This window comes from Mesobacillus maritimus (genome assembly GCF_019749255.1).
GTDB classification, from domain to species: domain Bacteria; phylum Bacillota; class Bacilli; order Bacillales; family Cytobacillaceae; genus Mesobacillus_B; species Mesobacillus_B maritimus_A.
Map to the genome: position 1 here is coordinate 1 of NZ_JACWFH010000024.1, position 11,823 is coordinate 11,823.

At 39.1% G+C, this 11,823-nt stretch carries 8 protein-coding genes and 2 pseudogenes; 6 read left to right on the forward strand and 4 right to left on the reverse strand.

What is annotated here, in order from left to right:
- Nucleotides 1–71 precede the first annotated feature (71 nt).
- The 3 genes from guaC to H0185_RS16700 form a co-directional block, all read right to left on the reverse strand.
- Nucleotides 72–1,055 (reverse strand): GMP reductase, encoded by a 984-nt coding sequence (guaC, locus tag H0185_RS16690; RefSeq protein ID WP_221874644.1) that lies wholly within the window; start codon nucleotides 1,053–1,055, stop codon nucleotides 72–74.
- Between the two features lie 193 nt (nucleotides 1,056–1,248).
- Nucleotides 1,249–2,445, reverse strand: coding sequence for a chromate transporter (locus tag H0185_RS16695; RefSeq protein WP_221874645.1), 1,197 nt, complete (start codon nucleotides 2,443–2,445; stop codon nucleotides 1,249–1,251).
- A gap of 15 nt (nucleotides 2,446–2,460) precedes the next feature.
- Nucleotides 2,461–2,769, reverse strand: coding sequence for a PadR family transcriptional regulator (locus H0185_RS16700; protein ID WP_221874646.1), 309 nt, complete (start codon nucleotides 2,767–2,769; stop codon nucleotides 2,461–2,463).
- Between the two features lie 357 nt (nucleotides 2,770–3,126).
- On the opposite strand from H0185_RS16700, the gene ilvA reads away from it, so the two are divergent.
- From ilvA to H0185_RS16725, 5 genes and pseudogenes are all read left to right on the forward strand, one after another.
- On the forward strand, nucleotides 3,127–4,332 hold the full coding sequence (gene ilvA, locus H0185_RS16705; protein ID WP_221874647.1) for a threonine ammonia-lyase: 1,206 nt from the start codon (nucleotides 3,127–3,129) through the stop codon (nucleotides 4,330–4,332).
- Between the two features lie 531 nt (nucleotides 4,333–4,863).
- Complete coding sequence (locus H0185_RS16710) at nucleotides 4,864–5,766, forward strand: macrolide 2'-phosphotransferase (RefSeq protein ID WP_221874648.1); 903 nt, start codon at nucleotides 4,864–4,866, stop codon at nucleotides 5,764–5,766.
- Nucleotides 5,767–5,902: 136 nt separating this feature from the next.
- A pseudogene (locus tag H0185_RS16715) lies at nucleotides 5,903–6,852 on the forward strand (AAA family ATPase).
- Nucleotides 6,852–8,054 (forward strand): DUF58 domain-containing protein, encoded by a 1,203-nt coding sequence (locus H0185_RS16720; RefSeq protein ID WP_221874649.1) that lies wholly within the window; start codon nucleotides 6,852–6,854, stop codon nucleotides 8,052–8,054. The pseudogene H0185_RS16715 and the gene H0185_RS16720 overlap by 1 nt, the downstream one beginning before the upstream one ends.
- Nucleotides 8,055–8,214: 160 nt before the next feature.
- Nucleotides 8,215–9,258: a DUF4129 domain-containing protein gene (locus H0185_RS16725; RefSeq protein ID WP_221874650.1), complete on the forward strand. Its 1,044-nt coding sequence runs from the start codon at nucleotides 8,215–8,217 to the stop codon at nucleotides 9,256–9,258.
- A 195-nt stretch (nucleotides 9,259–9,453) separates the two neighbouring features.
- Here the strand turns inward: H0185_RS16725 and H0185_RS16730 are convergent, their stop codons facing one another.
- On the reverse strand, nucleotides 9,454–9,819 hold the full coding sequence (locus H0185_RS16730) for a DUF3889 domain-containing protein (protein WP_221874651.1): 366 nt from the start codon (nucleotides 9,817–9,819) through the stop codon (nucleotides 9,454–9,456).
- A gap of 616 nt (nucleotides 9,820–10,435) precedes the next feature.
- Here H0185_RS16730 and H0185_RS16735 point away from each other — a divergent pair.
- Nucleotides 10,436–11,301 (forward strand): annotated as a pseudogene (locus tag H0185_RS16735) (AraC family transcriptional regulator).
- Nucleotides 11,302–11,823 lie beyond the last annotated feature (522 nt).

Below are 11,823 nucleotides of genomic sequence, written 5' to 3' on the forward strand. Positions count from 1 at the left end.
TTACGTGTCTACTCTATAGGGTACATTTTAAAAACTAGTCATGGCTTTTTTTGATGGGTTCTTTACGATCCTTAGTATACTTTATCTCCATTAAAAATAGAGTTCTTTACGACAACGTAATCAACATTCCGAATGGCGCTTAGTTTGTCTCCACCAGCATATGAGATGGAAGACTGAAGATCTTGTTCCATTTCGGTTAACGTTTCTTGTAATTGTCCTTTGTACTCAACAAACATTTTTTTTCCTTCGACGTTTTTCTTTTCGCCTTTTTGGAACTCCGAAGCGGATCCGAAGTATTCTTTATAAAGTTTTCCGTCTCGTTCTACCGTTTCGCCAGGAGATTCTTCGTGACCAGCAAATAGAGAACCAATCATAACCATTGTCGCCCCGAAGCGGACAGATTTTGCGATATCCCCGTGTGTACGAATTCCACCATCAGCGATAACCGGCTTGCTTGCAGCTTTTGCACACCAGCGTAGAGCTGCTAGTTGCCAACCGCCAGTACCAAATCCAGTTTTAATCTTTGTAATACATACTTTTCCAGGCCCGATGCCGACTTTTGTTGCATCCGCGCCAGCGTGTTCTAGCTCTCTAACAGCTTCTGGAGTACCAACATTACCAGCGATAACAAAGCTATCAGGCAAGTTGTTTTTGATATGTTTAATCATTTCAATGACAGCATTTGAATGCCCATGGGCAATATCAATGGTGATGTATTCAGGTGTTATTTGTTCGTCCTTAAGTTGTTGAATAAAGCTATATTCGTCTTCTTTCACACCGACACTAATCGATGCGTACAATCCACGTGCATGCATGTCTTTGATAAAATCCACTCGCTTCTCTGGCTCAAAACGATGCATGATATAGAAATAATTGTTTTCAGCTAAGTAACGCGCAATTTTTTCGTCAATAATTGTTTGCATGTTGGCTGGAACGACAGGCAATTTAAAGGAACGTCCTCCTAGTGTTACACTTGTATCACATTCAGAACGGCTATTTACAACACATTTTGCAGGAATCAATTGAATATCTTCGTAGTCAAATACATTTTCCATAGAATACACCCCTAAATACGAATGTTTGAATTTAATAGAACAATAATCGTTCGTACATTAGGTAATATACCTTATTTTTACTTATCTGTCAAAGTGAATTCGGTATTTTATTTAGGTTTTTGTAACTATCGTTTATTAACCAAAAAATAGGGGTTAATTTCTAAGATGCATGTTTAAAAATTAGCATCAACATTCATGAAAGTAAAGACAATAAGAACCCTCCAATAGCTCCAGTTGCGACAATCACCCACGGAGGTAGTTTCCAGTGAACCAACATGCTAAACAACACTGTAGCAAAAGCAAAGTCAATTGCAGATAAAATTGAAGTTGTCCAGATGGGGTGGTAAAAGGCAGAAATTAAAATTCCAACAACTGCGGCGTTTACTCCCATTAATGCTCCTTTTATTTTTGGATTTTGTCGTAAAGAGTTCCAAAAAGGTAGAGTTCCTACTATAAGTAGAAAAGCGGGCAAAAAGATTGCAACCGTTGCAAGAAGTCCGCCTTTCCATCCATTAATTACAGCACCGATATACGCTGCAAAAGTAAATAACGGTCCTGGTACTGCTTGAGCCATTCCGTACCCTGCAAGAAATTCTTCCTCACTTAGCCAACCTGTTGGGACGAACTCACGTTCAAGCAGTGGCAAAACCACATGTCCGCCGCCAAACACTAATGAACCAGATCGATAAAAGCTGTCAAACAAGGCCACCCAGTTAAGATTGGTCACTTCTCTTAGCAACGGAAGAGCAATTAACAATCCGAAAAAAAGTGTTAAACAAATGACCGCAAACCGCCGAGAAATTGGAAACTGCATCTGAGTAGTTTCTTTTTCATAGCTGTGATCTCGGTACAAAAGATAGCCGATAAATGCGGCGAAAAGGATGACACCAACTTGTGTAAAAGCGGTTTGCCATAAAAGGGTAATCACAATTGCAAATAAGGCAATCGTTTTTCTTTGTATGTCTGGAGTTAAGTTCTTCGCCATTCCTAAAATTGCGTGGGCAACAACGACAACGGCGACTATCTTTAAGCCTTTAATCCAGCCAGTATCATTAAACCCCATAGTATGAAATAGGAGTGCGAAGAGAATTAGAACAATAACGGAGGGAAGAGTAAACCCGATAAATGAAACGATTCCTCCTAGGACTCCTGCTCGCATTACACCAATTCCAATTCCAACCTGGCTACTTGCAGGTCCGGGAAGGAACTGACATAACGCAACTAAATCGGCATAGCCTTTTTCATCCAACCACTTTCGCCTGCGGATATACTCTTCATGGAAATACCCTAAATGAGCAACTGGGCCACCAAAGGAAGTTAGTCCTAGTCTTGTCGATACTTTCAGGATCTCCAGTAATATCTTTAATTTGCTTTCACTATTATTTGTCATGTTTCACCTTCCTCGTTAGTCTTTGATTTCCTTAAAAAGCTCGAATGCTTTGTTCCTAGCTTCTATTAAAACAAGCTCGCCTTTTTCAGTAGTTGAATAATACTTTCTTATTTTCCCCTCAACGTTTTTCTCTTCCTTTACTAAAAGCATATCTTTTTCCATGTTGTGAAGAATGGGATATAAGGTACCAGCGCTGATATCATAACCGTGCTCTCTTAGTTCCTCAAGCATCCATAACCCAAAGATAGGATGAACTTTGGCGTGGTGGAGGATATGGATTTGTATAAATCCTAAAAATAGTTTTCGCAATACTCGATCTTCCATTTCATTCACCTCGCTTATATCGAAACATAATATCGAAAACCGATATTGAAAAGATAACCTATTTGTAACTCTGTGACAAGGATAATTAGGTAAGGTTTACACAATCTTTACATTCAATGAGGGAGTGTTGAAATTATATCCCATCATGAAAAGGTTTTGAAGGATAAACGGATAAGAATATGAGAAGAGTACGTGGTTTATGAGAGCTTCAAAGCACACGATAACAAAGGAGAGAAAAGAATAAGTGTCGTAGAGAAGCTATTCTTTTTTATATTGTTATTTAGAAGATTCGAATAACCTAATCCTTTATGTAGAAACTAAGGAAATACTTGTATGCTGACGTTTAGGAGTGGTGAGATGGTTTCTTTTCGTGAAATTGTTATGGCACATGAAAAGATGATGGGAATCGTTCATAAGACGCCCTTGGATTACTCAAATACCTTTAGTGAATATGCAAATAATCAAGTTTATTTGAAACTTGAAAATCTACAAAAGACAGGGTCCTTTAAGGTCAGAGGATCTTATAATAAAATGACCTCTTTGAAAAAAACGGAAATCCAAAATGGTGTGGTGGCGGCTTCTGCTGGAAATCATGCACAAGGTGTTGCCTATTCGAGTAGCATGCTAGGTATTCCCTGTACGATTGTAATGCCTAAAGGAGCTCCATTAACGAAAGTGCAAGCAACGAAAAGCTACGGGGCAAAGGTGGAATTACATGGGGATGTTTTCGATGATGCTTTAGATTATGCTCTGGAGCTGAAGGACAAAACTGGTGCTGCGTTTGTACATGCTTTTGATGATGACACCATTATCGCTGGACAAGGAACCGTCGGACTAGAAATTCTCGAACAGCTTCCTGATGTAGATGCCATTGTTTGTCCGGTTGGTGGTGGGGGATTAATTTCTGGTGTTGCTGCAGCCGTTAAAGAAAAACATCCATCCATTCAAATTTATGGTGTACAAGCAAAGGCTTGTACCAGCATGGAGCAGTCGTTACAGGAAAAGAAACCAGTATTCGTTGATTCTAGTCCAACCATGGCTGATGGAATTGCTGTAAAAAAGCCGGGGCAGCATACGTTTCAGATCGTGCAAAAGTATGTTGATGAAATGCTTTCAGTTGATGAAACAGAAATTGCCCAAACGATGCTGATGCTTCTTGAACGAAATAAGCTACTGGTAGAAGGATCAGGAGCGGTTTCCCTTGCTGCAATGTTGTATCATAAACTACCACTTAAGAATAAAAAAATAGTCCCTATTATAAGTGGCGGCAATGTTGACGTTAGTTTCATTTCGAGAATTATTGAAAGAGGAATGGTTGAAGCAGGGCGTTTTGTCCGGTTCAATACAATTCTCCAAGATAAACCAGGAAATTTAGAAAAAATCCTCCAAGTAGTCACCGAAAGGCAAGGGAATGTGTTGGATATTTCCTTAAGTCATATCGGAGACAGAATTCATCCAGGTTATGCCCAATTATCTTTATCAGTTGAAACAAAAGACCAACACCATATTGAAGAAATTTTTGAGGCTTTTAAGCAAAAAGGTTTTACAACAGATATTGTTTAGCTCCGAAGGTCACAAAAAAACCTGGCCGGATATCGGTCAGGTTATCTTGATGGTCTATATTTCAATATTGTTTATCTATGCTGTTTCATAACCGTTCATGGTTGCTACTTTCTGTTAAATAGGCTAATTCGCTTTAAAGGCTTCGGGTATTTTTAGGAGTTGCCCTTACCATCGTGTAAATGTCTTGGGTAGAGTGTTTCTCTAATAGAGTGAGTCTGTTTTTTATTTCACCTAAGTTCTTTTTGACATCACGAAATCCTTCCTGGATTAGTTGAGCCAACTGTAGGTTATCCATATACCCCTTTATCCCTATCTTATTTAAGAGTTTATCTATTAGAATTTTATACTACATTATTTGTTTGCTAGCATCACAGTCCAATTATTATAGGGACATTTGGATTCGGAAGAGTGGTAGAAATATAGCATAAAGATCCTCGTTGGGCATACAGTCAGGTTGCTATGTTATGCTAGCAGTGGCAGTAAAATGAGAGAAACACAGATTATATTAATTAGAGTAAGGGAAGTGAATAAATGGATCTTACGAATGATCAAATAATTGAGTTATCAAAATCACATGGACTTGTGTTGAAAGAGGACTCGTTATCAAGGAATGAATCGGGTCTTGATTTTCTAGTTGTCATGGCAGCTGAAGAGAATGGAGAGCAATGGGTTTTGAGAATTCCTAGGCGTCCAGATGTGATTACGACTGCTAGAAAAGAGAAGAAGATTTTGGAATTGTTAAAAGGAAAACTTCACATCCAAACCCCTCAATGGGACGTTTTTTCTGACGGGTTGATTGCGTATAAATTATTAGATGGTGTGCCTACTGGAACGATTGATCCTGATGCAAAAGCGTATGTATGGGAAATTGATGAAAAGAATGTCCCTGATTCCTTCAACGAAACGCTAGGGAATGCCTTGGCAGACTTGCACAGTATTTCACACCTTGAGGCGGAACGAGCTGGCCTTTCTGTTTTAGCTCCAGAACAGTTAAGGGACTCGATGCGGGAAAGAATGAAGAAAGTGAAGGATGAATATGGCGTAGGGGAGGAGCTATGGAGTAGGTGGCAAGAGTGGCTAGAAAATGAAGAGTTGTGGCCAAAGGAGTCTGCCTTTATTCATGGAGATTTGCATGCAGGTCATATATTAATTAATGAAGGTGCTTGTGTTACGGGATTCATTGATTGGACCGAGGCTAGAGTTGATGATCCAGCCCATGATTTTGTTGTCCATTTTACAGCATTTGGTGATGAAGCGCTAGAAAGTCTAATCGAATCTTATCGAGTTGCTGGTGGCTATGTATGGCCATACATGCGAGAACATATCCATGAACTTACGGCTTCTTATCCTGTTGCGATTGCAGAGTTTGCGAAGAAGTCTGGTTTAGAGGAGTTTGAATTAATGGCCAAGCAAATGCTTGGAGTAATGGATTAAATCGGGTTGAAAAGATGGATAGTGCCAAACACTATCCATCTTTTTAGTAGATGATGATCTTTTGCGTTTGTTATCTTCGAAAAAATGTTATATTTAAATAATAGAAATTATTCGGAAAAGGGAAGGGGCTTCTTTGATGGCAACAAGAGAAAAACTAACAGCAGCACAAGATGTTTTGAAGCAAATTATTGTTGGGCAGGACAACTGTGTGGAGTTATTGTTTACGAGTTTACTAAGTGGCGGCCATGTTTTACTTGAAAGTGTACCAGGTTCCGGAAAAACGAGATTGGCAAAAGCTTTTGCAAAAATAATCAAAGGGCAATTTAGTCGAATTCAATTTACACCAGATGTATTGCCAAGTGACGTAACTGGCATTCAATTTTTTAATCCAAAGACCCAAAATTTCGAACTACGTGTTGGCCCGGTTCAAGCGAATGTGTTACTAGCGGATGAAATCAATCGTGCTACACCAAGAACACAATCCAGCCTACTCGAGGTGATGGAGGAACATCAAACAACGATTGATGGGGAAACCGTTCATCTGCCATCACCGTTTTTCGTGATTGCGACCCAGAATCCAATTGAATCGAACCATGGAACCTTTCCGCTACCGGAGGCACAATTAGATCGATTTCTAATGAAATTAAACTAGCTTACCCTTCGTTTGAACAGGAAAAGGAAATTTTGCTTCTTCAGCGTGAAAGCGATTCGCTAAATGAAATTAAACCGATTTTCACGACAGAGGAGGTTGTATCGCTTCAACAGGAGGTACGAAAGATTCTGGTTTCAGAAGTGGTTGCGGACTATTTGCTACGAATCATTCACCGAACAAGAGAACACAAAGAAATTGAGCTTGGTGCGAGTTCTCGAGCGGCGTTAGCTCTCATGCGTGCTGGACAAGCACTAGCTTTCCTTCACGGGAGAGAATATGTTACCCCGCAAGATATCAAGATATTAGCAGCTTCTGTTTTGGAGCACCGGTTAATTCTTTCAATGGACGGGGCGATGCGTAACGAAAAGGTTGATGTAGTTCGTGAAATCATTGAGTCCGTCGAAGTTCCAGTAGAATTGGAGCTTAGCAGGTAATGCAGTGGGTCAAGGATAGCGTGGATCAAAAGGATAACCATTTTGACCTTCTTACCGGGCTAATCATCCTGCTAACGATAATAGGGTTGTACCTGGATCGTCAGCTTGTGTTTTTATTTATTGGGTTACTAGGTGTGTATTTAATAGGAATTCACTATTACAATCATCAAGTTGGTAAAGGTATTGTCCTTGAAAACCCAGAATTATTGGTGCGAAGTTATGAGGGTGAAGAAACGCAATTAAATCTGACCATTACGAATCATTCGAGAGTCCCTTATTTAAATGGGAAATTATCTTTTGAAATGAACAAACAAATCAATAGTGAGCAGTATTTACAGGCAACTAAGAAGGATTATAGTCTCTACCATGTTCCCTTTTCGTTGCCAGGTAAAAGTAAAGTAACTGTAACCATTCCGTTGAAAGTAGATAAGCGGGGGATAGGCCGATTGAATAAGATTGAATATTCTTTTCCACATCTTCTACTTTTCCAACCAATTGTTTTACAATTTAAGGAGCGGTTTCGGACAGAATTCCTGGTTTATCCAAAGCTTCAACCAATTGCGAACATAGGGAGTAACCAGAATCAACATATCGGGGATGACACATCGCTCTTTTCTCCTTATGAAGATTTATTGCGCCCTGTTGGGACGAGAAACTACGTTCAATCTGACCCATTTCAACGGATTCATTGGAAAGCGAGTGCGCATAGTCAAAAACTGCAAACGAAGATATACGAACGGAATCAACAGATTGCCTGGACTATCATAGTGAATATAGCCAAGAAAAGTCCGCTGGGGAATTATGCGACAAACGCAGACTTGGAAGAAATTTTATCAGAAGCTGCCTATTTATCTCGTTGGATTACGAAACAAGATCAGCCAGTTGAACTCTATATCAATGGTTCTGTCATGACAAAATATCTCCATTTGGAGGAAGATCAGGGACTTCGCCATTTGAAACGCATTCTCGAGCTACTAGCAAGGGTTGAGACAGGGAGTAGAATTTATCCGATAGAGAATCTTCTCCACCATGTTCATAAGTTCTATCATGAACCTCGTAAAGTTGTCATGACAGGAGAGTTAGAGGAGTCTTTTTCTCCCCAACTGAACAAGCTCTTAGAAGGCAGACATCAAGTCTATCATGTGGAAAAGTCTTGTTTAACACCCATTATATTGAAGGGAAAGCAGCGCAATGGTGCATAATCACACAATAGCCAAGTTCACCCAGATGCTAAGCGAATCCATTGTGTTTTTCTTTCTACTTGTCCCGATTTTCACTTATCAGGGTTTTGAGTACCCTTTTTGGAGTTATCTGTTTCTTACTTCTATAACAATTATGTTGTTTGAAGTAGGAATCACGTACATGAAAAATTATTTTGTGTATTTACCGATTCTCGCTATTCTCTTTTGGTTGATGGTTGTTGGTTATCACTACCCAGTGCTTGTGGTCATCCTATGGCTTGCTTTTATGACATGGAGAAACTTTCGTTTTGACCGACACGGACCAGAATCTCACCCTTTGGCCATTTTATTAAGTACCACTTTTTTGTTACTGATCGGTGTAATGTTCTTCAACCATGTTAATCTAATCTGGTATGGTGTAACACAAATCGGACTAGTTGTTGGAGGGACGTGGCTTAAACTTTTTGCTGAGTCAATCAACATTAAATCTACACAATCTTCGCTTTGGTTAATAAGTATATTTGTACTTGTTTTAATAGCCGGAAGTGGAGTTGCTTACAGTGTTTATCCCCTTTTATCGGCTACAATTGGCGTAATTTTATCAGCAGTTGGATTTGTTTTCAGGAAGGTTGTACTAGGGATTGTAGGTGTAATTGGTTGGTTTGGTATCGATTTAACCTTTTTAGAAGGGATTGTCGACGAAAAAACGTATCAGCAGGTCACCGGTAATATGGGTGGAACAATTAATCGAGCGTTGGATATGGCAGCGGATACCCCTTCAAATCAGGAGGGATTCAATTTCTTAAATGATTGGACAATATCCTTATTTGTTGTGCTGATTGTGGTTATAGCTTACTTTCTTTTCAAAAAGAAGTATGTTAGAGAGAATCAAGTAGTCAATCTTAGAACAATTGCTTCTGTAGAAGCTTCACCTCCTTCGGAAGAGAAAGAACGAAAAATAAATCACACTAAGCAATTGACACCAGATAACCCTATCAGAAGAAAGGTACTCGAATTCGAACAAGAGGCACTTAAAAGAGGGTATGGAAGAAAGAGTACTGAAACCATTGAGGAGTGGTTTGCTCGTTTACACTTAAAAGCTGATTACCTTGATTTTTATCAAAAAATTAGATATGGAGAGCAAGAACTCAATGAACGCCAAGAACAACAAGCACAACGACTTCTCGAAGAATTAAGGAATATGGGAAAAAGGACGGTATCGTAGTATGGCGATATGATTGTCCTGCCTTTTCTAAAAAACCGTTGCTTAAAGCGACGGTTTTTTTTTGTCCCTTTGTGGGGGAGCCCGTTCAAAACGAAAGGTGATACAAAAAATAGAGAGGCATGCTATGCATGCCTTCACTTAATCAACAAGTCACTGCAAAATTCGGAGGGGTATATGCCATTAAATCAAAAAAAATTAGGTATTCCTCTGAGTAATAGCATTGTTTGCACTGATGCGATCGTATTGTTCTCTCGTAGTTTCTTTAAACGAAATGTCGGTGATTTCTTCTGTTTTATTATCAAAAGTAATATCAATCAACACACCAAACTCTCTTTCATTCTCTTTTAACCATAATTTGAATTTCTCCGTTGAGGTTGTTGAACCGGTATCTCTACCAATATGTTGGTAGTCGATAATATCTGCTTGAGGATATTTTGCCTTAGTCTCTTTCATTGCCACTTGTCCCCATTTGGCGTATGGAGGGGTCTGTGCATCGATTCCTGTAGTTATAAATACCAACTCAATCCAAAAAAGAATGAAAATAGACTTAACTAACTTCATGGCGTCCTCCTACTTTTTTTAGCTTAGGTTACACATTATGCCAGGATATATCCTCTAATTTTTTTTGAGAGGGGAAAAATTCCCTGGAAAGTTAGTTTTTATCAAGAGATAGACAAAAATAGCAAACGTACGTTCTGTTTATGATATAATGAAGTGACAATAGAGTAGGCATTCGAGGGTGTAAACACATCCCTATGGAAAGGGGTGGTGCCGTGACAGTGTTCGAAGCATTAATGTTTGCATGCGCTTTTACAAGTTTAGTCCTCGCTGTTATGTCATTTAACCAAAAAAAATAATCCACCCGATTTGCTTTGTGGATTATTCTTATCAAAAAAGCTGTGCCCTTGAAGGACTGCCTATTGTACTGACCATATGGTGTGACAGCACCATAGGTCTTTTTATTTTATGTGGAGAACTACTGTTATTATACCTCTTTAGCGACTATTATGTCATCCTTTCTAGGTAAGAAGACCCTAAAACGATATGAAGTTTCTTAGAGTAGAAAAAGGAGAATAGAAGTGTAAACAAAACCTTTAGATAAATAGTCTCATGAAAGCATTTATTGACAGGATGAAGTGAAAGAACATTGATAAAATTGATTCAAGGAGTGAGCGATATGGGATGGGTTGAATCATTGCAAAAGGCAATCGACTTTATGGAGGATCATTTATTGGAGGAGGTCAAAATAGAAGAAGTTGCAAAGGTTGCGAATGTATCAAAGTTTCATTTTCAGCGGACCTTTTCTGTATTAACAGACCTTTCGATAGGTGAATATCTTCGGCAAAGACGATTGACTTTGGCTGCACAGGAGCTGACTACAACAGAAATTAAGATTATTGAAATAGCCTATAAGTATGGCTACGACACTCCCGAGGCTTTCACCAAAGCTTTTCGTAGGCAGCATGGTATTACACCATCAGAAGCTCGAAAAAACAAGGGAAGGCTGAATGCATATAACCGCCTGAGTATACAGGTGAATCTGAAAGGGGCTGAGCCAATGAAGTATCGCATTGAAGAGAAAGAGGGCTTTCAAGTTATTGGAGTAAAGCGGGAGTTTTCGTTGGTAAATGATGAGAATCTAAAGGGTATTCCTAAGATGTGGGATGATGTGCATGCAAATGGAACGAATGATAGACTAATTCAATTAAATAATGGTGACATAAAAGGGATCTTAGGTGTTTGTGTAGATAAAAGAGGGGAGGAATTTGGAGAAACAATTGATTATTGGATTGGAACAGATTATAAAGGCGACCAACCTGAAGGATTTATTGCGCTAAATGTTCCAGCCTCTCCAAATGGGGAGTTTTTGAAGTGCACGGGCCAATGCCGGAAGCGATGCAGAAAACATGGAAGCAAATCTTTTCAGAATGGTTCCCTTCCAACCGATATGAGCATGCAGGTACACCCGAACTAGAAGTGTATCCAATTGAGAATCCATCAAATCCAGATTACTATTCGGAAATTTGGATACCTTTAAAATAAAGAGGAAACTCGTTACCAACCACTCAAAAAAGGGGCAATCTGACATGGCAGAAAAGAAAAGCACTGGACCGGACCAAATTATTTGGGTCACGGCATCGTCTATTGCCCCTGCCTAATTTGCCCAAAGTAATGAAACAAACATGTAGAATCTTTTATTTGAACATTCAGCCTGATTAACATTCTCTGATTTTACATTATGCAAAACAGCAGGATGTTCGGTTTTGGCCATTGGTTCGGGTATTAACCTAAAATGAAATGATAGATCAATAAATAGAAATGTTTGGAGATTTTGGAACTTTACGGAGGCTTCGGCGTATGCTATAGTATAGGAGAAATTTATTTACGTAAGGGAGTATGTTGTATGTTAGGTGTCGTTCTTAACTAATCCATCAGAATTGGATATTTCATTCCAGCAGATTTTTGTTCGAATTTTAAGGGAGCAAAGTCTTATTTAACTATGGAGTGAAGTTAAGAACAATGGTCAAACATGCATACTATCCTTAACCGATTGTAGCTGTGTAC

Excerpts from the sequence above, each read along its gene's own strand:
- guaC (WP_221874644.1), bottom strand. The coding sequence starts at position 1,055 with ATGGAAAATGTATTTGACTACGAAGATATTCAATTGATTCCTGCAAAA.
- H0185_RS16695 (WP_221874645.1), bottom strand. The coding sequence starts at position 2,445 with ATGACAAATAATAGTGAAAGCAAATTAAAGATATTACTGGAGATCCTG.
- H0185_RS16700 (WP_221874646.1), bottom strand. The coding sequence starts at position 2,769 with ATGGAAGATCGAGTATTGCGAAAACTATTTTTAGGATTTATACAAATC.
- ilvA (WP_221874647.1), top strand. The coding sequence starts at position 3,127 with ATGGTTTCTTTTCGTGAAATTGTTATGGCACATGAAAAGATGATGGGA.
- H0185_RS16710 (WP_221874648.1), top strand. The coding sequence starts at position 4,864 with ATGGATCTTACGAATGATCAAATAATTGAGTTATCAAAATCACATGGA.
- H0185_RS16720 (WP_221874649.1), top strand. The coding sequence starts at position 6,852 with ATGCAGTGGGTCAAGGATAGCGTGGATCAAAAGGATAACCATTTTGAC.
- H0185_RS16725 (WP_221874650.1), top strand. The coding sequence starts at position 8,215 with ATGAAAAATTATTTTGTGTATTTACCGATTCTCGCTATTCTCTTTTGG.
- H0185_RS16730 (WP_221874651.1), bottom strand. The coding sequence starts at position 9,819 with ATGAAGTTAGTTAAGTCTATTTTCATTCTTTTTTGGATTGAGTTGGTA.